We start from the raw sequence: 26,255 nt of genomic DNA, 5'->3' as shown, positions 1-26,255 counted from the left end.
GGATGTATAATTATTTCAAACTCGCTATTATTGCTCTAAAACTTTCCAATCCCGCTTCAATATTTTCTATAATATCCGTTGCCAAAACATCAGGGTCGGGTAAATTATCTAAATCAGCTAAGGATTTATCTTTCAGCCAAGTGATGTCTAAACTCGTTTTGTCTCTTGCTATGATTTCATCGTAACCAAATTTTCTCCAACGACCTTCTGGATTGGTTTCAGCGTGGTAAGTTTCCGTTCTCTTATGGCGATTTTCTGGATTGTATAACGCAATGAAATCTTTTAAATCCGATAATTTTAACGGATTTTTCTTCAACGTATGGTGAATGTTGGTTCTGTAATCATAGACCCAAACCTCTTTTGTCCAAGGTTCTTTACTTGAGGGTTTCCCATCAAAGAACAATACATTCGCTTTGACACCATTGGCATAAAAAATACCTGTTGGCAAACGCAAAATCGTATGCAAATCGGTGGTTTCTAATAACTTTTTACGTACGGTTTCACCTACACCACCTTCAAACAATACATTATCAGGTAATACTACAGCGGCTTGACCAGTAGTTTTTAACATGGTGCGAATATGTTGCACAAAGTTCAATTGCTTGTTGCTTGTTGTTACCCAGAAGTCTTGACGGTTATAGGTCAAATCTTCTTTTTCTTGTTCGCCTTCTGCATTGGTAAAGGTCATGCTACTCTTTTTACCAAAAGGCGGATTGGCTAAAATGTAATCATAACGTGTACCCGAATCGGTAATCAAAGAATCATTAGGTGAAATAAAATTATCCGATTCAATATCCCCAATGTTGTGCAAGAACAAATTCATTAACGCCAAACGACGTGTACTGGCTACTATTTCATTACCAAAAAACGTTTCATATTTCAAAAACTTAGCTTCTTCTTTGTCTAAATCTCTATTGTCAACTATCCAATCATAAGCAGCCAAAAAGAAACCTCCTGTACCACAAGCTGGATCCGCTATGGTTTTCATAGGTTCTGGACGCAAACATTCTACCATAGCCTTAATTAATGGTCTTGGGGTAAAGTATTGCCCTGCGCCACTCTTGGTATCTTCTGCGTTTTTTTCTAAGATGCCTTCATAGATATCGCCTTTGTCTTTTACGCCCATCAATATCCAGTTTTCGGCATTGATGAGTGCGATGAGTTTGTATAGCTTGGCAGGGTCTTGTATTTTGTTCTGACTCTTGACAAAGATTTGCCCTAAAATACCTTTTTCTTTGGCTAACTCACGCAACATATTGTTGTAGTGACTTTCCAACTCACTACCACTTTTACTAATTAGCGTATCCCAAGCATACTCGCTAGGAATAGGCATTTTTCTATTATGTGGTGGTTTGCTATATTCATCAGCCATTTTTAAAAATAACAAATAAGTTAACTGCTCCAAGTAGTCGCCATAGCCTACACCATCGTCTCTAAGGGTTTGGCAAAATGCCCATACTTTACTGACTATACTGGATGCGTTTGCATTTTCTTTACTCATTTGTTATGTTATAAATGTTTTTTGGATTTGTATTTTAATAATTTATCGGTAATGTTCAATCTTTGAAGGTGATACTTTAATACCACTTAAATTTGAATTAAGTTTTTTTGCTTTTATTTCAATGTTTTTCCGCACTATCATTTCCCTAATTTGTACTTGATTTATAATTTTCTCTGGACATTTTGGCCCAATAATTATTTCACTTAGTTGAAATGGAGATTTTAAGTCATTTAATCTAAAATCAATCACTGGATTAATAATTGAATTACTATTTGTTAAAACCCAATCTTCATTAATTTTTTCCAAGAATTCATTATCAATAGCCAAAATTCTTATTTCTTTTTCAATTTCGTATTCATAGGGTTTAAAAAAATGTCTCCATATTTTAAGCTTTCTAAATTCAAAATTAAAGTCTGTTTGGCTTTTTACATTACGTATTATTTCGGCGATAAAATCTAACTCTTTTAGCTCACCTTTACTATTTGCATATTTAACTTTATTAATAAGAAAGCTAGAATTATTTTTTTCAGAATTAATTTTAAATCCTAGACAAACACCTTTAGCATCATCACCATATAATCGCCAAAGTGTTAAATCATCTTTGTTAGTTGAGCAAGAACTAATATATCTTTTGTTCAAGGACGATATAGTTTTGTGGTGCTGAAAGTTTAATGGTTTCTCATTAATCGGCTTTGTTTCTATTTTACTAAAATATTGGTCTACAAAATTTGCTTCAGATTTGTCATTCATTCCCATTATACCACTCATTCTATATGAAAGGTTTTTAATTGAATCAAATAGAGTATTTAATGATGTATATCTGTAAATTGTTTTTGCTTTAAATTCACCTAGTAAATGTGTAAAGAAAATGTTTTCAAAAGAATTAAAGTTATTGTTTTCCAATTCATTAAAATGAAAACAATTTTTTATTTCATCAAAACCGATAGTGTTTGCTATTAAATTATCATCAATATATTTAATAAAATCTTTATTATCATCAAGATATAGTTTAGCTGTGTCTTTAATAATCTTTAAGACGGTTTCAATTTGCTGGGGATTAACTGAACTGTATTTAAAATTGTTGATTTGACTTATGATTTCATCAAATGTGTATTTCAAAACTTCGTTTTTATTCCTTTCATAAAAATAAAAGGAATTATTGTCAGTAATAATACAAAATCTAGTATTTGTTAGAGTGGTAGTTTTTTCACAAAACACAAGGTAAGTATTCTTATCATCCTCTAATAAATTATTTTTAATTTCAATTATCGCTATTGGTTCATTTTTTTTGAATATTACTAAATCAAAAAAAGAGAGTTGATTATCTACTTCCCAATTAATTTTGTTGTTAATAACAAAGTCTTTACTAAGAAATTGTTTAAATCTATTAAAAACTAAACTCTCCAATGATTCAGTATTTCTATTATTTCCTTTTCCGAAGTAACCACCCATATTCTATTATTTTAAACCAACTCCCCACTAAACGCCTTTTTCAATATACTCTGACGCAATGCCTCGGCTTGTTGTAAGCTTTGTGCAATACTTTCCTCCATTTTATCCGCCACACTCAAACGGCTTTCGATTTCTTGAACGATGCGGTGTTGTTCTTCAATTGGTGGAAGTTGAATTTTTAAAGTTGATAATTCTTCTGAATTGATGTTATTTACTCCGCTTGTAGATTTTGCCTTTTCTTCAATCTGATTTCTTAAATCAATTGATGTGAGTATATTAATTAAATATTTAGGGTTTACTTTATTAATTATTGGACGTAATCGAATCAAATAACCTGCATATAAATAACCTTCATCTTTTTTTGAAATCAAAGCACATTTACCAACTAGATCAACACTTCCATTTGAACGAATAGTTAATATATCTCCTTCTTTTAAGGAATAAGTTTCTATCTCTTTTTCGTCAAATTTTGCAAATTTTAAATCTGTACTATCAACAATTCCTTTTGCAATATTTGGAATTCTTAAAACTCCGATTCCCTTTATTGTATAATCACATTTTTTGGAAGTTCCATATTTTGGTTTTTCAATTACTTTTGACATATTAACCATTTCCCAACCCTCAGGCAGCTCACCCTCTTTTACATTTTCATTGGTCAACTTCCCTTCAAAAGCCCATTTCAATACACTTTGTCGATAGGTTTTGAGTTGCTGTTGTGCGGTTTTTAAATCTTCTATGCCTTTGTCTAGCTCACTAAAGAGTTCTTCTATTTTGGAGACAATGGCTTGTTGGGTTTCGAGTGGAGGTATTAATAAATAATAATTCCAAAGTAAGTTAGGATCTACGTGAGGAATACCAACTCCCTTTGCTCTTGTATTAATCTCAATATACTTTGATTGTAAAAAATAATAAGCATAATTGTTTTCTAAATCTGGAAAATTAAGTCTCACTAAAGTACTTCCTAATGCTCCTTTTATTGCTTTTCCTACGTATCCTGAACGCGAGCCGTCCCAAACCATTAAAAAGTCACCTTCTTCACAAATAACACAGCCAACACCATCCGTATACTCGTCAACTATCCCTTTTTCAAATGCTTTTATATTTACATAAGGTAGATAACATTCATTAGTTTTTTCTTTGGAAATTCTTTTTGGTTTTTTACCTTTTGTAGAAATAACATATTTCCCAACTTTAACTATTTTCCAATCTTTTGGTAATTTTTTATTGATCATGCCTTCTTAATATTGAGTATTAATTCATTAATTTCAATATTATCCGTAATAATTTTTTTTCTAGAATAATGAGAATACTCATTTACCATCTTACAATTTTTACTAGCAATAATTAGTTCTTTACCTATTTTAGTTTTATTTGCATAATAATTGAATTCAAAAATATTTTTGGTGACTTCCTTGTATATTGAATGTATAAGTGAATGATCATCATATGAAGTCAACCAAACATTTTTTAAATTTTTTTGTAGATATTTTGATAATCTAATATGATCTGAATGATTAAAATATTCTAAATATAGTTCTTTACCTTGCTGAACATATGGAGGGTCTAAATAATACAAAATTTCATTTTCTTTAAATTTTTTCTTTTTTAGATCATTAAAAAAATCTATAACATCTTTATTTGACAAATGGATTCTTTCTTTATAATAAAAAATCTTTTCAATTCTTTTCATTAAATCAGCTTTGTTATACCTAGCATCAATTTTCCATTCTCCTTCTTGCTCTTTTCCTCCTATTACACCAGCTTTTAAAATTCCTGATCTATTAGACCTATTTAAGAAGAAGGTTGTAAATGCGATTTGTACATCAGATAAATCTTTTTGGATTTCTTCGCTTTTTAAAATTTTTTTTCTGTAATTCCATTCATCTAAATTAACTTTTGTATCATTTATCAATGCTAAAAGTTCATCTGTATGATTTAAAACTGAATCCCAAAATTTATAAATAAATTTATCTTTATCATTTAGATAAATTTCATTGACTTCTTCAAGCATTAATAACTTTAATGCAGCTCCTGCACCGCCAGCAAATCCTTCTGCATAAACTCCATCTATTATGCCATTTTGCTTAAGCATTTTTTTTAAAAAATCATAAAGAGAAACTTTACCGCCTGGGTATCTTAATGGGCTATAATGCTGTTTAATCATCTTTTTGATTTTATATTAATTACCATGTATTCAAGTATAGGCTCTAGTTTATCCCAAACAGATTTTAAACCTTCTTGATCATTTATATAATATTCATTATGAACAAGAAGATTAAATTCATTATGACCAATAACTTTATCTACTTTACTATCTTTATTCAAATAACTTTGAAGAGTTGATTTTAATTTAGGTTCAGAAATTAAATCAGATTTAGTTAAGTGAGCCAACATAAACCTTAAACTTGGAATAAAGTCTTTACTGATTCCACCATTTAATTTTAGAGCTTTAGCCAACTTGACAATATCAATCTCCTCTTCAATTTTAAATTCAGTTTTAAAAAAATCAGCAATAGTATTTATCGTCTTTTCATTTTCCTGCTTTAATTTTACGCCTTGATCTACAAGTATTTCTTTAATCCCATTATTGTTTTTTAAGAATTGATACGTTACCATATCAATATAACTTCTTAAAAGAACTGCAATAGAATTGGGATGTTTTTTAATATTAAGATCTTTCATTTCATCAAAAATATCATCTATCCTTTTAATACCAGTAATAAAATGCAAACTTCCACTAATTAATTTAACTGAAGAAGTAGTTCTACCTGTTTTTAAAGATTCTTTTTCTTTTTTCTCTTCTTCCTCTATTTTTTTTTCTTCTTCTTGTTCAAAATCAGCATATTTTTCGTCAAGTTCAATGGTAGAATCAAAAGCATCTGATTTTATTAGATTTTTCAAATACTCTTCTTTCTCTTTTTCTGTATTTAAAGTTCTAGAATTTATTTCTCCTTGAATAACCTTTTCAACAATTGTTTTTAATCTTTTAGAAAATTCTTCTTTTGGAAGAAGCTTTTTGATTTTACCTTCATCATCAAAATTAACTCCTAAAAAATCTCTTCCAAATTTAGAATCATAAACTCTTTCAACATTTGTCATACTAAATTTTACTTCCTCTCTCAATACTTTTTTATACTGCTCTTCTAAATCAAGTTTACTAATTTCAGAAAATACATTATATCTTCTCAATGCCTTTTTAATATCTCCTTTTGATATAGAAAACTTCTTAGATAAACTTTCTATTGACTCTCCATCTGTAAACCGGTTATGAATAAATCTATCTTGTTTAGTCTTGTCCCATCTTTCTACTACGGAACCTCCGGTATGTCTGTTTACAATCATATCGTCAGCAGAGGATCTATTTGGAGAAATATAGACTTCTAATTTTGTAATAATACTTAAGTCAAAGTCTTTGAGTAGCTTTTTAAGAGAATTTCTTTTATTATCAGATTTTATCAAATCAGGGTTTATAAGAATCTTGCAAGCGGCTACCCTTCGGTTACCTTCCAAAACTACAAACTTATTGTTTTCTTTTGTAACAATAGGCTGCTCATTCAAAAAATAGCTTTGTACTATTATACTTTTTGCTAGATCTAAAACTTTTTCGTTTTCAATAAGATAGTCAATAATTTCTGATTGATTTGGTCTAGAACCAAATTGTGTCAGTCGAGGATTCTCATAATCAAGCCTTAAAGTTGTTATTGATATTTTTCTTTTTGGCCATTCAAAATAATTTGTCATAATTAAAACTTTTATGCCGCTAAAACTTCATTTAATTCATTAATAATACTATCCGTTTCTTCTCCAAACAATTGCCACATTTTACTCAAACCGCCTTCAGCATTAAAAGGGCTTAGGTCAAAGTCGTCTTTGTCTATGCTAAAACTGTTGGCTACATAGTCTTTCATCATGCGCAACCATTGCATTTGAGCTTCGGTAAAAGCGTTGTGTTGCCCTGCATTTTTCTTAAAAATCCACTCTTGGAAGTTTTTGTCAACGGTTTTGTCATAAGCCGTTAAGGTGGTGTCAATACCCGCCACTTTGCGTATCAAACTTACCAAGGCAATCAACTCGTTTTTAGCCGAGCCATTGGTTTTTTCCAATTGTTCATAGGCTTTCCAAACAGCTAAAGGCGCTAAAACAGGTTTCTCGGTTTTTAGCTTTTCGCACAAGTCTTTAATCATTTTGTATGTAAACGTGCGGTGGCGGTAGTCTTGTGCATAAAAAATCTGTAAAGCCGTAATCTCGTCTTTGTGGTTTTCTATCCAAGTTTTAAAATCGCCAATTAAAGCTGCGCTACTTTCTTCTTGGTCTTTTACCCAACCAATGTTGGTAATGGTATCTATGTTTACAATGTCTATTATCTGGTCATATTTCTTGCGGATGTCCACAATAAAATCTCGCAAATCGGGGCTGTTAAATACGGCTACAGCATCGTCTATTAACTTTTGTTGTTCGGTAGCAATGGCTTTTTCAATTTCTATGGGTGCACAACCGCGCATATTTCCTCTAACGGCAACTTCTATTTGCTCATTCGTATCAGGGTTATATGCGTTCAACAATTTTTTTACAATTTCTTTAATGCTTAAACCATCAGCTTTTTCACTAAATGCCGTTTTATCTTTGTCTTTTAATTGTTGGTCTAAACGAATTAATCGGTTAGCAAGCGTAGTCAACATGTCTTCGCTTGTGTTTCCCATGGCTACACTTTGCAACACATCTTTTAACGAAACACCTGGTGCTTTCTCTAAAGGTCGGCTGTCTGTTTTTTGCGATTGCTCCACACCAATAGCGTCAATAATTACAAAATGGTCTTTGCTGTATTTTGCCGTGGGTGTTCCTTTGGCTTTCAATTCTTCCACCGAGCAAGTTCGTGTACCACGCCCTTTCATTTGCTCATAATAAGAACGACTTTTTACATCACGCATAAACAACAATACTTCCAGTGGACGTATGTCGGTTCCTGTAGCAATCATATCTACCGTAACGGCAATTCGTGGGTAATAATCGTTTCGAAACTGTTGCAAGACGCTTTTTGGGTCTTCCTCGCTTCGGTAAGTAATTTTTTTGCAAAACTTATTTTCTTCGCCAAATTCCTCACGCACTATGTCGATAATGTCTTCGGCATGGCTATCGGTTTTTGCAAAAATTAAGAGTTTAGGTACTTCAAAGTTTCCGTTACTATCCAAGCGGTCAGGAAACATTGCAGGTAAATTTTCTTTGGTGGCACGTATAATCGTTCGAATTGTACTTGGGTTTACAATGTCTTTGTCCAATTGTTTACCGTTATAAACTTCATCTTCGTCTAAGGCTTCCCAAAACTTTTTACGAGTCAGGCGTTCCCGTTTATCTACTTTTTCGCCTAAGGTAATGACACTACCGTTTTTAGTGATTTCAGTTTCAATGGTAAACACATTGTATGGCACTAAAACCCCGTCAACAACCGCTTTTTCATAGCCATAATCACACACTAAGTTTTGGTTGAAATACCCAAACGTTCGATTATCAGGCGTAGCGGTTAACCCAATTTGAAACACATCAAAATAATCCAATACTTGTTTCCAAAGGTTGTAAATACTGCGGTGGCATTCGTCTATGACTACAAAATCGAAAAACTCAATCGGCACTTTTTCATTATACCCCACAGGAACAGGCTCTTTTGCCTGAAACGCCATTTCGTTAGGATTTTCTTCTTCGGCACTTTCATCCAATTCGGTTTCTTTCAAAATCGAATACATGCGCTGAATCGTACTAATATATACTTGTGAATCATTGGGGATAAAGGAGCTACCCAAACGAGTTACACCATACAATTCGGTAAACAAACGGTTATCATCATTTGCAGTAAAGGCACGAAATTCGCTTTCGGCTTGTTCGCCTAAGTTTTTGGTATCAACTAAAAATAAAATGCGTTTCGCTTTGGCAAACTTCAACAAACGATAAATAAAGGTAATCGCAGTAAAGGTTTTTCCTGAACCCGTAGCCATTTGAATTAAGGCTTTTGGGCGTTGGTCTTTAAAGGATTTTTCTAAATTCGTAATAGCAGTTACTTGACAATCTCTTAACCCCTCTTCAGGTAAAGCTGGTAAATCATGCAAACGACCGCGTAAGGTTTTCGTTTGACTTAACCATTGCACAAAAGTTTCAGGACGATGAAACGTAAACACATTTCTCGAACGAGGTTTTGGGTCTCTGTAATCTGTAAATCGAGTGACTTCTCCTGTGCTTTCATACACAAACGGCAAAGGATCATTATTCAATAAACGAAGTTTAGCATTGGCATATTGCGAAGATTGCTCTTCAACCGTAGTCAGTCGTACCCCTTCTTCTTCACGTTTGGCTTCAATAATACCAATAGGTTTTTTATCAACAAATAAAACATAATCCGCAGGACCAATATCGGTTTGATATTCTCTGATAGCAATTCCTAAGCCAGCAGCAAGATTCAATTTCTTTTTATCTTGAATAATCCATCCACAAGCAATTAACTGCTTGTCAATATTATCACGTGCTATTTGTTCAGGGTTTTGGTTGAACATGGGCAAATTGATTTGGTAAAACCAAATGTAGGTTTTTTATGGTAAAATTCAAATATAATACATAATGAATTATAAAAATAATTTATTATCGTTAGCATAGTTGTAAATGACCTCTATAAAGAATAAATATTAGCCAAAGTTTAACGGCTAAACTAAAAAAATATAACTGATTGAATTTTAATTTTAGGTTTTTTATTGCTGGGAATTAGATCGGAAGACATTCCTATCAAATTCCTAGTGAGAGTTTTAGATGTCTTTAGTTATATTGTCGCAGTAAATAGTAACAATTTCGTTCAATCTTGTTGTATACCAATAAGACAATTTTTCTTATCTCGTCTTTCATCTTTTCTTTTAGTCCGTTACCGCCAAACGGAATTTTATTTCCTGTTTTGAGGTTGATTTGGTCAATGGCTTCTAAGATACTTTATAACCTTCATAAAATCAATGAGTTGATTTTATTTTAAATTTATAGTGTTCACAAGTTGAACCAATGACCTTAAATTCATTTTTAAGGTCATTTGTTGTTTTATATCGAACCGATAACCTTAAGAAAATCAATAAGTTGGTTTGATTTTAAATCAATATCGGGAGCAAGCAACAATAAGCCTTTACAGAAATGTAAAGGTTTTTTTGTTTTTACAGGTCAAACATAGGTCAAACAAATGGTTATTTTATTTTCTAAATTTTAAACATTTCTAATGTTTTTTAAACCAGAGTTCGAAACCGACATACTCAAAAAAATACTATCAAAATTTTTAGAATTGAAAATTTGTTTGGGTTAGATGTTGAAGGATATATAAAAGATTTAACACAAGAATCTAATTAGATAAATGTAATTATACTAATTGTTGGCAATTACAAGTGAGAGTACTTAAATATTGAATTTGATACAGTAGAAAAATTAAATCAACGGATAGATTATAGTGTTGCAGAACTTGTCATTGGAAGTGTTTCCGTCGATATAGAGGATACAGATCATTTTTCTCAAGAAGAAATATTGTATCTTGAAAACCAACATATTGTAATTTAATTTTTGAAAATCCGAAACAATTTTAAAACAAATGTTACAAATTTGAAATTTATTTAATCCTAATCAGTTGTTTTAAAATGATATATTTGGAATTTAATCTATAATTGATTTTGATAACTCAGGAGTAATGAAAAAAAGACAGTCTTTTTTAATAGTTTTCATCCTAATAATTGGGTTGATTTCTTGTGAAAATTATTCAGACAAGAGTTCTAGGATTAAAATTGGATTCTCACAAAGTATTTCAGAAGATGATAGTTGGAGAAAATCAATGGATAATTCGATGAAGGTTGAGGCGTCTCTGCATCCTGAAATAGACCTCTCCATTTATAATGCAAATAGTAGCTCCAAAAAACAAATAAATGATATTGAAAATATGATTGACAATCATATGGATGTCATTATTATTGCCCCTTTAGGAAATGATTCAATTACACCTGTTATAGACAAAGCTTTTAAAAAAGGAATTCCAATTATAATACTTGACAGAAAAGTTAATACGTCAAATTATACCACATTCATTGGGTCTGATAATGTAGAAGTTGGAAAAATTGCAGGAAAATATATTGCATCTAGAGCGAATAAAGTAACAAATGTACTTGAAATTAGAGCGACCACAAATATTTCTCCTGGAGTTGAAAGAAGTCTTGGTTTTAAACAAGTATTAAATCAATTCTCTAATATTAATAGAAAAAGTATTACTGCGGTTAGTCTGGATTCTTTAAATCAATCATTTAGCAGAGTCTTAGATAGTATTCCAAATTTGGATTATGTATTTGCGTTTAATGATAACATTGCACTACAAGTTTGGGATGTTGCTAAGAAAAAAAATAAAATAGGTAATATTAAATTCATCGGAGTCGATGGGTTAAATGGTCCTGTTGGAGGAATTCAAGCAGTTAAAGAAGGAAAACTAACAGCTACAGTTTTATATCCAACAGGAGGGAGTGAAGCTATAAAAATTGCATTACAAATTGTAAATAAAGAAATCGTACCCAAAAATACTAAACTTGCAACTACACTAATTGATTCTCTGAATGCTGATATAATGAGTAACCAATTTGATAAGGTTTCTCAACAAATGCTTAATATAGAACAACAGCAAAATGTAATTAAAGAACAAGAAAAAGAATATATCACACTTTTTAACTTAATTAAATTACTAACTTTCTTTATAGTTGTTATTGTTTTTTTGGTGCTTTTTAGTGTATACAGTATGATTTCTATACGGAATAAGAATAGAATGCTTCAGATAAATAACGATAAAATTAGTATTCAAAAAAATGAAATACAGAAATATGCAAAAAAATTAAAAATCAGTAATGAAGCTAAAATTAATTTTTTTACTGGAATTTCTCATGAATTCAAAACACCTCTTACATTAATTTTAAGTGCTGTCGAATCTTTGAATGATGAGTTCCAAAATAAAAACCAACATCTCAAGAAGGAATTAGTTTTGATGCACAATAATTCAATGAGATTGTTGCGCTTAATAAATCAGTTATTAGACTTCAGAAGAATCGAAAATAAAGATTTTACAATTAGGCCTAGTAAAATCAACTTATATAAATTCTCTGTTGAAATCTTTGAAGAATTTAAAAGAGAAGCTAAAAAGAAAAATATTGAATACACTATTGTTTCTAATTGTGAAGAATTGGAACTGTATGTTGACCAAAATTTAATGGATAAGGTTTATTATAATTTACTTTCGAACGCCTTTAAGTTTACACCCGATAATGGTAAAATACAAATTGAGATTAAAAAGAATGATGAATTAAGAAATGTTTGTATTTCATTCAAGGACAATGGAATTGGTATTCCAAAGGGAGAGAGAGATAAGATTTTTGAAATTTATTATCAAGGTTCAAACAGTACAAAAAATGGTTCTGGAATAGGGCTAAATTTATCTAAGAAATTCATTGATTTACACCATGGTACAATTGAAGTTCTTTCTGAAATTGGCACAGAATTTAGAGTGATTTTACCCATAGATAATCAATTTCCTGAATCAATTGTACAACTGCCTGATTCTACTTCAGGTACAACTAAATTAGACTATGAGTATTTCGATACAGACAGTAATACTCGCTCCTCAAATTTGGATTCAGAGGAAAAACAATCCATTTTAATAATTGAGGATAATTCTGAGTTATTAGAATTTCTGATTGCTAAAATGCAAATAGAATATTCCGTCTTTAGTTCAGACGGCAATGATGCAATTGAAAAAGCTTTTGAAACTATTCCAGATATAATACTATGTGATTTAAATCTTCCTGGTAAGAATGGGTTTGAAATCTGTAAAATTTTAAAATCAAATGAATTAACATCTCATATACCTACCATAATTTTAACCGCCATGGATGGTCAAGAAAATTATATTAAATCGTTAGAATCGGGTGCTGATTTATTTTTAAATAAACCGTTTAATTTAAAAGTTTTACAACAGTCTATAAAAAACTTACTTTTTAATAGAGAAAGAATAAGAACATTTTACTCCAAGAATAATAGTATCATTACTGATATTGTAGGAGTAGGAAAAAATGAAAAAGAGTTTTTAAATAAAATCGACGCCATTTTAAATTCCAATCTAGATAATTCTAATTTTTCAGTAGAAGAGTTAGCATCATGTTTACATATATCACGGGTACAATTGTATCGTAAAGTAAAAGCTATTTTGAATATTGGAATTGGAGATTATATTGTCAATTTTAGACTTGACAAAGCAATTCAAATGTTAAAAGATTCGGATTTAAATATTTCTGAAATTGCTTACTCGTGCGGATTTGCCTCCCCTAATTATTTTTCTACAGCTTTCAAAAACAAATATTTAATCTCTCCAAAAGAATACAGGAATTCGTTATAGAAATTGTACGGTGTAACATTTTTATAAATCACATTATTTTTCTTAAAATAAAAAAAATATAATTTTTATAAAATATTGATTTTTAGCATTTTAAAATAATATTTTAATTTTTATATAGATGTAACAATATCTAATACTCTTTAAAGGCACCCTCCTTATTTTTATAAAAAAATATAAAGATGAAGAAATGTATCTTTTTGGGTTTCCTATCTATGGTTATATTAGTGAGTTGTAGTTCTAAAAAAACATCAACACCACCTTCTCCAATTGACCCTAATCCAAAACCGCCAACAACTATCAATGCTAAAGAAATAGTATCATTCAAGTTTAATGAATCAAATGGAGAAACAACAAATGAAAGTAAAACCGGTTCAAATTTAACGATTAATGTTCCTAGTGGGGCTGCAGAGAGAATAGTAGGCGTAGAGGGTAATGCCATAGTTGTAAATGGTTTTTATGGTTGGGCCTCTGGGAAAATTAATGTCACTTATCCAACTTCAAATGTTGCAATAACTGGATGGGTAGCTCCTTCTGCTTTTCCTGTACAGAGAAAAGATGCTGACCCAATTACTGAAAATACTGTAGCTTCTATTTTCTCAAACGTGAATCCTTCAACAGGGGCTGGAGTTGCTTTAGGAGTTGATCAGTATGGGAGAATAATTGGTCAATGTATGGTAGGAAGCACATTAAGTCAGATCGTTTCGGACGTTCAAATTCCACTTAAAAAATGGAGTTTTATTACAATGAATGTGACTGGAACAAATGGAAAAGCCGAGCTTTATCTAAATGGAGATTTGGTACAAACTAAAACATTTACTGGAGGTAGTCTGGTGTGGGATAATTCAGCGTCAGTATTTATTGGGAAAGAGTCTAAGGTTAAAACTGTTGCGGGTTTTGATACTAATGGATTGACTGGGGCGATTGATAAAGTGAGTGTTTGGGACAATATTTTAACTACTAATGAAATTAAATCTCAATTTAGTACAGTGACTGTACCAACACCTAATTTGTCAATACCTATAGCAGAAAGATATAAAAACGATAAGCACAGACCTAAGTATCATTTAGCGCCTTCTGCTGGATGGACAAATGAGTCACATGGATTGTTTTATTTACAAGGAAAATACCATCTATTTAGTCAGCGTAACTTTAACGGTCCCTATTTAGAACATATCAATTGGGGACATTATGTGAGCACTGATTTGGTGAATTGGGAAGAAAAACAACAAGTATTATGGCCTCAGCCAGGTTTTGATGAAGTTGGTATTTGGTCAGGTCATGTTGTTGTTACGGGCGATAATCCTTATTTATTCTATACAGGAGTGAACAAAGCAAAAGCCGCAATTGGACTTGCTAAATCAAATTCACCTTTTGACACATGGAATAAAAACACTTCTCCTGTTATTACAAGTGCTCCTACAACCGGATATACTCATGCCGATTTTAGAGACCCTTTTGTTTTTGAATATAACTCAAATTGGTATATGATGGTGGGTACCGGATTAAGAAACGGAACCGCTAGAGGTGGATTGTTTTTATATAAATCAGCTTTGCCAGATTTTACTAAATGGGATTTACAAGGGACTATGTTAGAAGGTAGTCCTAGTGTAGATCAGACTGGTGAATTCTGGGAGATGCCTATATATTATAATTTTGGGTCTAAATCGATTCTTTTGATTAATAAACTTCCGAATGCGAATTCTTTATACTGGACAGGTAATTTTAATGGCTCAAAATTTATTGTTGATTCACAAGTTCCTACAAGTTTAGAATTAATCAATCAATTATTATCCCCTTCCATTGGTAAGGATGCTAATGGAAATTTAACTGCGATTGGGATTATTCCTGATAATGTAACTTCTGCAAAGCATAAGAGTCAAGGTTGGGCTAATGTATTCAGTTTACCAAGAGCATGGACTCTTGTAAATTCTAAAATCAAGCAGGTACCCCATCCCAATCTTCTAAATTTGAGAAGTGGTCAATCAACGTCTTTTAGTAATTTAAGTTATGATGACTCTAGTACCAATATCTTAAATGGAGCAAGTGGTTCTCAATATGAAATTGTTGCCACTACAAATCCAGGGACAGCAACTAAAGTAGGTTTCGTTTTACATAAAAATACAGCAACTACTGAACAAACACTTATATATTATGATGTAGCTAATAAAAGTTTTGTTGTAGATAGAAGTAAATCATCAGTACTTAGCGATGTGCCAAAAACAAATCAATCTACTGCATACGAACTTCCAGCCGGCGATATTAAATGGCGAATTTTTGTTGATGCTTCAGTAGTAGAGGTATTTATTAATGAAGAACTAGCTTTCGCTACAAGAGTATTTCCATCAGGTGTTGTTAATGGAATTGATCTCTATGCAAGGGGAGGAACCGCAAACGCTTCAGAAGTTAAAATTTATAATATAAGTACTGGAGGCGTAACCTCGGTCGCAAAAACCACCTCGGAAAAGGAGGAATTAATTCATCCTATTGTTTTTCCAAATCCATCTAATTCGTTTTTTAATTTTCATTTTGAAAATATTAAATCATTAAGCTCAATTTATGCATATGTATTTGATTTAAATGGTTTTCCTGTTAAAAAAATTGAAACAACAGTAGATAATTCTAATCCAACGTTCTATTGGGATGGGTTTTTAGATAATGGATTTAAAGCGAATCAAGGTGTATATATTGTAAAAGGATTTATTAATAATAGCTTATTTGAAGCTAAAATAATTTTGAATTAAAGATGATAAAACTAAAGATTGAACAACTAATTCTATGTGTATTTTCTCTATACTTTGTAAATGCTCAAGATATAAAACAAGCTGAAGAATTCAGGCCTAAAGTACATTTTACGCCTCAAAAAAATTGGATAAATGACCCTAATGGGATGTTTTATTATAACGGAGAATACCATCTATTTTACCAATATAATCCATATGCTGATGTATGGGGTCATATAAGTTGGGGTCATGCAAAAACTAAAGATTTAGTAAAATGGGAGCATTTGCCAATTGCATTAGAAGAGGAAAACAAAATAATGAATTTTTCAGGTTCAGCTGTAGTTGATTGGGAAAACACCAGTGGTTTTGGAAGTAAAAAAAATCCGCCAATAGTAGCTATCTATACCAGCTATGATGCAACAACGGGTTTTCAACATCAAAGTATAGCATACAGTAATGACAATGCTCGTACGTTCACTAAATATTCGAATAATCCAGTCTTAAATTTAAATAGCAAAGATTTTCGTGACCCAAAAGTATTTTGGGATGAAATTCATAAAAACTGGGTTATGATTGTAGCAATGTCTATGGAAAAGAAAATCCTATTTTATAGTTCTACTAATTTAAAAGAATGGACTAAAATGAGTGAGTTTGGCTCAAAAGGAATCACTGAAGGAGTTTGGGAATGTCCGGATTTATTTCCTTTAAGTTATAAAGATAAAACGAAATGGATATTAACGGTCAATTTGGGGAATGGAAATATAGCAGGGGGTTCTGGAATTCATTACTTTATTGGTGAATTCGACGGAAAAAATTTCGTTTTAGATGGAACTAAGACTTCATCTGGTTTAGAGTATCAATTTTTGGATTATGGTAAGGATTTTTATGCTGCTGTAACCTGGGATGGAATTCCTAATCAAACTACGAAATCGAGAAAATGGCTAGGATGGATGAATAATTGGCAATATGCTTCTGACATACCCTCAAGAGGGTGGAGAGGTTCAATGACTATCCCAAGAAATTTATATTTAGACAAAGACGATACAGGCTATCTATTAAGACAGGAGCCAATTAACTTAACTGAATCTTATGATAAGGGAATGTGTGTTCTGTCTAAAAAAATATCTATTGATGAGGTAAATACCCTTTTTGAAACAAATAATTCATATAGTTTGTCATTTGATTTGAGTTTTTCTTTCCTTCCTCAAAAAGCAAATGGAGATTTAATATTTCAAATTGTAAATGATGAAAAGCAATATATTAATTTGACTTATAATTCAAACACTGACAACTGGATTATAATTAGAAAAGATAAAGAGATTAATAAACAAGAATATCAATCTATTCAAACTCTAAAAGAAACAAGTTCTTATTCAAAAAAGAGAAAGCATGTTCGAATAATCATTGATAAAAATTCAGCTGAGATATTTTTAGACAATGGAAAGAAGGTAGCTACTAATTTATTTTTCCCTTCAGGCGAAAAGTCGGCTAGAGTTGAGATAAAATCTTTAAATCCAAAGATTAAATTATTAGATTTTTCTCTTCAAAAATTTAAATAAAAAATGAAAATCAATTTGAAAAAGACTGTTTTTAAGCAGTCTTTTTTTTTTGAACTATATTTTTTTCCTCATAAAAAAATGAATTTGATAAATGTAATTGTGTTCTTTTCTAGGTTTTAAGTAGATATTTTGCAATTGGTATTTTTAACTTCATTTTTTAAGATACATTTTTAGAACATCTTGTTACATATTTGAAATTTTATTAATAATAATCTACATAAATAAATTTTAAAATATTGATAATCAGGTTTTTGATTAAAATGTAACTTAATTGAATGTAATTGATACATTATGTAATTGTTAAAAAATCGATTTCGGATAGTTTTGGATAAAATTAAATACAATTCTATTATGAAGTTCAAAATTTTAATATGGTCATTGATTGCATCATTTGCAGGTTTTTTATTTGGATTTGATACAGTAGTTATTTCTGGTGCAGACAAAGCCTTGCAGCAATTGTGGCATTCGAGTGATTTCTTCCATGGATCAGTAGTGATGGCAATGGCATTATGGGGTACTGTAATAGGGGCTCTTTTTGGAGGAATACCTACAAACAAAATAGGTCGTAAAAAAACGTTGCTAATTATTGGATTCTTATTTTCAATTTCGGCTTTAGGGTCATCTCTAGCAAATAATCCATGGGTATTTGCATTTTTTAGATTTATAGGTGGATTAGGAATAGGTGCATCTACAATTGCAGCTCCTTCTTATATTTCAGAAATTGCTCCAGCTAAAGAAAGAGGACGCTTAGTAGGGTTTTATCAATTCAATATAGTTCTAGGGATTTTATGTGCTTTTTTATCCAATTTTTTCTTGAGTGATTTTGGAGAGAACTCTTGGAGATGGATGTTGGGAATTCAGTTATTTCCTTCCATTGTATATTCAATTCTAGTATTGTACATTCCTGAAAGTCCTAGGTGGCTATTGTCTAATAACAGAATTGAAGAAGCAAAAGAAGTTTTAAATCTTTTTACAACTCAAGATGAACAAGACCTTTTAGTTTCAGGGATTGAAAATACTAATATACCGTTAAGTGAAACTATTTTTATAAAAAAATATAGATACCCTTTAATACTAGTTTTTCTTATTTCTAGCTTCAATCAGTTGTCTGGAATTAATGCTTTTTTATATTATGCACCTAGAATTTTTGAAGAAGCAGGTCTAGGTTCTAAAACTGCATTGTTGAGTAGTATAGGTATTGGTATTATTAATTTAATTTTTACGATGCTAGGGGTCTACTTAATTGATAAGTTAGGTAGAAGAATATTAATGATTATTGGCTCTATTGGATATATAGCATCACTTTCATTAGTTGCATTAGCATTTTTTCTTCAATGGACAGGTTTAGCGGTACCTATTTTCCTTTTTGTTTTTATTGCGTCTCATGCAATAGGGCAAGGTGCTGTTATTTGGGTATTCATTTCTGAAATATTTCCCAATCATCTTCGAGCTTCTGGTCAATCTTTTGGAAGTTCGGTCCATTGGGTATTAGCCGCTATTATCCCATCGATGATACCAATTTTATTTTCAAATTATGGAGTGGGTAATGTATTTGCCTTCTTTGCCTTAATGATGGTTCTTCAGTTAGTTTTTGTACTCTTCATGATGCCAGAAACTAAAGGAATAACTCTAGAGGAAATGAATCAGAATCTTTCTAAACAAAAATAATTTTTAACTATTTACAAACCAAAACCAAATTATGTATGAAAATTAAGTATTTCAAAAATCAGAAAAGCATTTATACAATTATGATGCTTTTCATTGTACTTATCTCTTTTGCTCAGCAAAACAGGCTGAAAGGGAAGGTATACTCAGATGATGGAGCCCCTTTGCCAGGAGCTAGTGTACTTGTCCAAGGGACAAAACAAGGAACGGTTACTGATTTTGACGGTAATTTTACTATCAACGCTAACATAGGCAGTGTTTTAATAATAACTTATGTTGGCTATATCGATGGGAAAGTTGAGGTGAATTCGCAAACTAGTTATAAGATCACATTGAAATCAGCTACAAATACCCTGAATGAAATTGTAGTTACAGGATATAGTAGAGAGAAAAAATCTGACATATCCGGTGCTATTACAGTAGTAAAGGTTGCGGATATTGCTCAGGAATCTAGTCCTAATATTCTTACCGCTTTACAAGGGAGAGTTGCAGGATTACAGATAAATTCCGGAGGTACTCCTGGGGGTAATGATTCTCAAATCACGATTAGAGGATTAACAACAGTAAATAGTGGTTCTGCTCCATTGTGGGTTATTGATGGTGTACAAACAACAAATTCTTCGGCATTAAATCCAGAAGAAATTGAATCAATACAAGTATTAAAAGATGGTGCTTCTGCTGCAATATATGGTACTTCTGCTGCTAATGGTGTAATTGTAGTCACTACCAAAAAAGGTAAGAAAGGAGTTTCTGAATTTAGTTTTAAATCTGAAATAACAACAAATACACTTCGTGATAAAATTAAATTGTTAAATGCTCAACAATGGGCAGATGTAGAGTATCAATCACAATTAGGAGCAGGGATTGCTATACCTACTCATCCTATTTTACAAAATAATGGTTCAGGGTTTACTATTCCTCAGTTTTTAGATGCCAATGGTTTAGTTTCTTCTTCGGATACGGATTGGGTTAAAGCAATAACACAACAATCTATTTCTACTAATACAGATTTTTCATATAGAAAAGGTACTGATAAATTGAATTTGTATTCTCAATTAAGTTATTCTAAAGATAATGGTATTCAAAAATATACATATTACGATCGTATCAACATGAGGTTAAATGCTTCGTATAAATTATGGAAGGATAAAATAACTATTGGTGAGAATTTATTGTATTCTAAATTTAATGAAGTTAAAGCAAATGAATTTGAAAACTCAATTTTACAAAATCCATTAATCCCAATTTACACAAACAAGGGAGATTATGCTGCTCCTATCGGAGGAGGATTACAAGACAAACCAAATACTTTGGCCAATTTGTGGAGTAATAGGAATAATGTTCAGAAAAATAATCGAATTTTAGGAAATATCTATTTAGATTATTCAGTATTAGATAATTTAACGTTTAATACCACTTTGAATTTTGATTATGGAACTTATAAGTTCAATACAGCATCAGAATCTTTTTCAGTTAATGGGGCTGTCCCTTCTGTATTCCAAAACATTACAACATCAGCTGTTGATAACGATTACTTGGCAACTATTTTTACAAATACACTTAAATATGATAGAAAGTTCAATAAACATTCTGTTTCATTATTGTTAGGTGTTGAAAATTCTGCTAGAAAAGATAATTCCTTTACAGATTTAATAAGAGGTGTAGATATAACAGGAGCAAATGGCTATGTGGTTAAAAATGATGCTCAATTTCAGACAATTATAGGAAAAGTACAATCCTATAAGATTTCACAATTTGGGTCTTTAAAATATATTTTTAATGATAAATATATTTTATCTGGAAGTATCAGAAGAGATGGTTCTTCTCGTTTTGGACCGAATAACAAATATGCTATTTTCCCTGCTGGATCATTTGCTTGGAATGCAAATAAAGAAAATTTCCTAAAAAATAATAAATACGTTTCTAATTTAAAATTAAGAGCCTCTTGGGGGGTTAATGGGAATGATTTAATTGGAGATTATCTCTATTTATCTAGCTTTATTAATAATAGTGTAGCTGGAGTAGTTGAATTTTCTGATTATGATATTGCAGGTACAGGTATTGGTTCATCGAGTGGTGTATTGCAATCAAGACAAGCTAACCCTGATATTAAATGGGAAAAAACAGAACAATATAATGTGGGTTTTGATTTGGGGTTATTTAATGACCGTATTTCAATTCAGACTGATTATTTCGTGAAAACTACAAATGATTTGATTTTAAACCCTATTGCGCTTTCTGTAACTGGTGAATCTACACCTCCAACAATTAATGCGGGTTCTGTTAGCAACAAAGGTTTTGAAACAGTGCTGAGTTATAAAAACAAATCAGAAAATAGTTTTAAATATGGTTTAGATGTAAATTTTGCGATGTACAAAAATAACGTTGAAAGTTTAGATTCTGATTCGAATTTCTTATTAAATAATGGTGTAGCAATAACTCAAAAAGGTTCGCCAATTGCATCATTTTATGGTTTGATTGCTGATGGTATTTTTAGAACTCCAGAAGAAGTTGCAGTGCATGCCGACCAGCCAGGCAAAGCACTTGGTAGATTGCGATACAGAGATATTAATGGAGATGGTGTTATAAATCAATCAGATAGAACTATTATTGGTAGTCCACATCCAGATTTCATATATGGTGTGAATCTGTATGGATCTTATAAGAACTTTGATTTTTCTATGTATTTTGATGGAAAACAAGGAAACAAAATTTATAATACACAACGATATTTAATGGATTTTGACTATTTCGCTTTTAATCACGGTACCAATACTCTTGATGCTTGGTCACCAAGTAAAGCAAATTCAAATGTCCCAGCCTTATCAACGTTGAATACAAACAACGAATTACAACCTTCGAGTTATTATGTTGAAGATGGATCGTATATCAGATTGAAAACAATTTCATTAGGGTATACTTTTAATGAAAAAATCACAAAATTATTACGATTGAATAAATTAAGGATGTATTTATTAGGTCAGAATTTATTTTCAATCACTTCATTTACTGGGTTTGATTATGAGGTTTCGGGTCTTAGTGCCAATGGAATAGGAATTGCAGGTTATGGTATTCCGCATTCAAAATCTATCACTTTTGGTATTACTACTAATTTCTAAAATAATTTTAAGATGAAAAATAAATATAAAATAATACTAGTTGTACTGTTAGGATTCCAAATACAATCCTGCGTTAATGATAGCCAATTAGAAGTTGAAGAATATAATGTGTTATCTGCTGAAAATCTTGATCCAGATAAATTAGTTATTGCTGCATATAGTGCAATAGATTATAGATATAATACTGGTCAATTTAGGGATTTATGGCCATTTGACCATGCTCCTTCTAACTGGGCAACTTCAGATTTGAGAGCAGGAGATGCCTACAAAGGTGGTGGTGGAACTGGAGATAATCCAGGAGGAGGAATGTTGCAATTAGAAACTCACGATATATTTCCTTCTAGTGAAAACGTTTACAATTTATGGAGAGCCATCTATTTTGGTATTAAGAGAGTAGATACTGCTTTACGTGTTGTAACTGCAAAAAGTGAACAAGAATATCCAGCAAGAACAACTAGAATTGGAGAGTTAAAAGTTCTAAGAGCTCATTTTTACTTTGAAGCATTTAAAAATTTTGGTTCGTTTGTTTGGTATGATGAGAATACACCAATTGCAGAAATTAATAAAATTCCAAACTCCTTTGATTCAGCATTCATGTGGTCGAAGATTGAAGCAGATTTGAATGATGCTATATCAAAATTACCAGAAACCCAAACAGAGCTAGGAAGAGCTAATAAAATGGTAGCGTATGCATTTTTATGTAAAGCTCAGATTTTTCAAAAAAAATGGGCAAATGCTATTGAAAGCGCTGACAAAGTAATTGCTTCTGGTAAATACCAACTTGTTTCGGATTTAGAAAAATTATATTCTATTCCTGGTTATGGTGACAGAGAGAATATTTTTGCAATTCAGTTTTCAATTAAAGACGGTTCTCAATATGGGAATTTAAATTTTGGGGACTTATTAAATGCCCCTGATAGTCCAGGGGATGATGCTAATAATCCATATTTGAACGGAGATGACTTTCATAAACCTTCACAAAATTTGGTCAATTCGTTTAAAGTGGGATCAAACGGATTACCATTATTTGACACATATAACAATAGTAATGTAACTTCAACAGATGCTGTTGACCCAAGACTAGATCATACAGTTGGTAGACCTGGTATTACATGGAAAGATTGGTCAATTAGACAACAACAATTAGATTGGAGTAGAGACCCTGCTACCTATGGTTATTTTTTAAACAAAAAAAATGTGATTTCTCCTAAATCTAATGGGTTAGCTTCTAATCCTACTGGTTTTCCATGGGCATTAGGTAATTTGGATTTTCCGATTATCAAGTATAGCGATTTATTATTATGGAAAGCAGAAGCACTAATTGAATCAGGAAATGTAGTTTCAGGAATTAGTATTATAAATCAGATTAGAACAAGAGCTAAAAACTCTCCTTATGTAAAAGATTTTGTAAATCCTACTCAGAACGCTGCAAATTATTCTATAGGTATGTATCCGACAACTTTGTCTCAAGCTGAAGCTATTAAAGCATTACGAATGGAAAGACGACTAGAATTAGCTAATGAAGGACATACTTTTTACGATCTTGTTCGTTGGGGTATTGCCGAACAATACGTGAATAATTATATACAAACAGAAAAAACTAGACGTACCTATTTAACAACAGCAGTGTTACAATCTCACGAGTTGTATCTACCAATACCACAAATTGAAATTGATGCTAGTGCAGGAGTTTTAAAACAAAGAACAGGGTATTAATATTTAACTAAACCAAAATAAAATGAAAACATTTAACAAAAAACAATCCTATCTTAGATTCTTTGGAATCTTAATTACTATTGCTTTTACGATTCTATCATGTGCTAAAGATGATTTTTTTAACGATAGGGTCCCAGATTATTCGGAATCAATTATTCAATCTTTTAAGGTTGGTAATCAATATGCGGAAATTAATCATACACTAGGTACAATTACAATGACTTTGCCTTCTGGAACAGATTTGACTAAAGTAATACCGGAAATTCGTATGCCTGAAACGGCTACGGTATCACCAACTTCTGGTTCAACTATAGATTTTTCCAAAGGACCAGTTGTATTTCAAGTAAAATCAACAAATGGTGCCAATAGAAAATATACAGTTAGTATAGCAGCCTATGGCGACCCAAAGATACTCTCTTTCTCAATTGGGGACAAATTAGGGGTAATAGATGAAACTAATCGAACAATATCTGTAGAAATTGGCAGTCAGGATGGGAATTTAAATAATTTAGCTCCAACTTTTGTTATTGCAAAAGGAACTACTGTTGACATTTCATCTGGCGTTGCAAGAGATTTTACGACGCCTAAAGTTTACACAATTACTTCAAACAACGGATATACAGCTAGACAATATACGGTGAATGTTACTCAAATTGAAGCGCCGGCAATTTCATCGTTTACAATCAACGGGGTAGCAGGTATTATTGATAATGCAAATAATACTATTTTAGTAGTGTTACCTCCAGGGACAAATAAAACTGCACTTAGCCCTGTAATTACAGCCCCTTCAGGACAAACAATTAACCCAGCTTCTAATGCAACTAAAGATTTCACTCAAGTTGTTAATTATACTGTTACTAACAAAGAAAACTTAACTAAGACATATGCAGTTACAGTTCAGTTAATTGCACCTACTAAATATGCATTTTTAGGTTTAGAAAATGATGTTAATTCATTAATTGATGATGACGCAAAAGCTGCAGCAACTTGGATGCAATCTCATTATGGAGCAAATTTTAAATACATTAAAATTGCTAATATAACTGCTCAAAATATTGCAGATGTTAAAGTGGCAATGTTATATTATCTAACTCCAGCAGAAAATCAAGGATTTAGTTCTACAAATACTAATGTTGCAACGATGCTACCTATAGGATTGCGTCCAGGTGGAGCACAAGCTGAGGTATTAAAATCATGGGTTAAAGCAGGTGGAGATATGTTAATTGCAGGAGATCCTAATCCATTTATTTTCTCTTTGGGTCGTGTACCAGCTAATTTTGGTGATGCTAGAGCTCCAGGTAATTATGTTTATTCTGAATTCGGTTGTTCAAGTGCTTCAGGATGTGTTGATACTGGTAAACCTTCAGATGATATTTGGGGACTAGGAATGCGAGATGCTAATAATTCAGGAAACCGCAGAACTCATCCTATTTTTAATGGTTTAACTTTTACTAATGGTGAATATCTTTCTTTGCAAAATAGTGCAACTAGGGAGGTTCGTTTAATTTGGTGGCAACATTTTGATGGTATAATTAACCCTTCTTGTTGTGGTCAAGATGCAGCAACAAAATTTGAAAATGTTATGCAAGCTACAAAGTTTGGAACTCTAAGACATATTGGAGATTCATTTGGATATGGAGCTGTTGAATTTAAAAGAACAGATTTAACAAATTCAGCAAATTTCGATTCAAATATTCCAACTAATTTCAAGGGACATGTTTTTACCATTGCTAATACAATTGTAGGTTATGAATGGGATTCTAATGGGACTACAAATAGTTATCAAAATAATATTAAAGTTTTTACCCAAAATATTTTAGACTACTTGTATAGTCTTAATAATGATTAATAATTGAGGGTTTTTCTTAAATTAAAAATAAAAAACGAATGAAAAATTTAAAAATGGTTTTAAATATGAGATATATCGGGTTGCTATTACTAGCAACTCTGATATATTCTTGCGAGGATAGACTAAACTATGATGATAGTCTCCCATCTTCACTTAATATTGTTGAATCGATAAAAATAGGCAATACTGAAGCAACAATAGATAATTTATCTGGCGTGGTTAATTTTGTTCTACCCTCAGATACA

The 26,255-nt window shown here is 31.5% G+C and carries 13 protein-coding genes; 7 read left to right on the top strand and 6 right to left on the bottom strand.

Going from position 1 to position 26,255, the window contains the following annotated elements:
• Positions 1–10: 10 nt before the first annotated feature.
• The 6 genes from MG292_RS02555 to MG292_RS02530 are packed head-to-tail and all read right to left on the bottom strand — an operon-like array spanning position 11 to position 9,492.
• Complete coding sequence (locus MG292_RS02555; protein WP_264534258.1) at positions 11–1,501, bottom strand: type I restriction-modification system subunit M; 1,491 nt, start codon at positions 1,499–1,501, stop codon at positions 11–13.
• Between the two features lie 42 nt (positions 1,502–1,543).
• Positions 1,544–2,953: a DUF2971 domain-containing protein gene (locus MG292_RS02550; RefSeq protein WP_264534259.1), complete on the bottom strand. Its 1,410-nt coding sequence runs from the start codon at positions 2,951–2,953 to the stop codon at positions 1,544–1,546.
• A gap of 11 nt (positions 2,954–2,964) precedes the next feature.
• On the bottom strand, positions 2,965–4,185 hold the full coding sequence (locus tag MG292_RS02545; protein WP_264534260.1) for a restriction endonuclease subunit S: 1,221 nt from the start codon (positions 4,183–4,185) through the stop codon (positions 2,965–2,967).
• On the bottom strand, positions 4,182–5,117 hold the full coding sequence (locus MG292_RS02540) for a DNA adenine methylase (protein ID WP_264534261.1): 936 nt from the start codon (positions 5,115–5,117) through the stop codon (positions 4,182–4,184). The genes MG292_RS02545 and MG292_RS02540 overlap by 4 nt, the downstream gene beginning before the upstream one ends.
• Positions 5,114–6,694, bottom strand: coding sequence for a hypothetical protein (locus MG292_RS02535; protein WP_264534262.1), 1,581 nt, complete (start codon positions 6,692–6,694; stop codon positions 5,114–5,116). Before MG292_RS02535 ends, MG292_RS02540 begins: the two co-directional genes overlap by 4 nt.
• Positions 6,695–6,705: 11 nt before the next feature.
• Complete coding sequence (locus MG292_RS02530; protein WP_264534263.1) at positions 6,706–9,492, bottom strand: type I restriction endonuclease subunit R; 2,787 nt, start codon at positions 9,490–9,492, stop codon at positions 6,706–6,708.
• Positions 9,493–10,649: 1,157 nt separating this feature from the next.
• On the opposite strand from MG292_RS02530, the gene MG292_RS02525 reads away from it, so the two are divergent.
• The 7 genes from MG292_RS02525 (at position 10,650) to MG292_RS02495 (ending at position 26,010) form a co-directional block, all read left to right on the top strand.
• The gene (locus MG292_RS02525; protein WP_264534264.1) at positions 10,650–13,382 is read left to right on the top strand and encodes a substrate-binding domain-containing protein; all 2,733 of its coding nucleotides are present in this window, start codon (positions 10,650–10,652) and stop codon (positions 13,380–13,382) included.
• Positions 13,383–13,561: 179 nt separating this feature from the next.
• Entirely contained in the window at positions 13,562–16,123 is a 2,562-nt protein-coding gene (locus MG292_RS02520; RefSeq protein ID WP_264534265.1) for a glycoside hydrolase family 32 protein, read from the top strand.
• 2 nt (positions 16,124–16,125) lie between these two features.
• Positions 16,126–17,661 carry a glycoside hydrolase family 32 protein gene (locus tag MG292_RS02515; protein ID WP_264534266.1) on the top strand — a complete coding sequence of 512 codons (1,536 nt, stop codon included), beginning with the start codon at positions 16,126–16,128 and terminating at the stop codon, positions 17,659–17,661.
• A gap of 351 nt (positions 17,662–18,012) precedes the next feature.
• Entirely contained in the window at positions 18,013–19,329 is a 1,317-nt protein-coding gene (locus MG292_RS02510) for a sugar porter family MFS transporter (RefSeq protein ID WP_413614225.1), read from the top strand.
• Positions 19,330–19,364: 35 nt separating this feature from the next.
• Entirely contained in the window at positions 19,365–22,445 is a 3,081-nt protein-coding gene (locus MG292_RS02505; protein WP_264534267.1) for a SusC/RagA family TonB-linked outer membrane protein, read from the top strand.
• Positions 22,446–22,457: 12 nt separating this feature from the next.
• Positions 22,458–24,161, top strand: a complete 1,704-nt coding sequence (locus MG292_RS02500; protein WP_264534268.1) for a RagB/SusD family nutrient uptake outer membrane protein — start codon at positions 22,458–22,460, stop codon at positions 24,159–24,161.
• A 22-nt stretch (positions 24,162–24,183) separates the two neighbouring features.
• Entirely contained in the window at positions 24,184–26,010 is a 1,827-nt protein-coding gene (locus MG292_RS02495; RefSeq protein ID WP_264534269.1) for a DUF4960 domain-containing protein, read from the top strand.
• The last annotated feature ends 245 nt before the right edge of the window (positions 26,011–26,255 follow it).

The sequence above is a fragment of the Flavobacterium keumense genome, from assembly GCF_029866485.1.
Taxonomy (GTDB): Bacteria; Bacteroidota; Bacteroidia; order Flavobacteriales; family Flavobacteriaceae; genus Flavobacterium; species Flavobacterium keumense.
The sequence above is the reverse complement of the archived record's forward strand: the minus strand, read 5'-3'. Positions and strand labels throughout refer to the sequence as shown.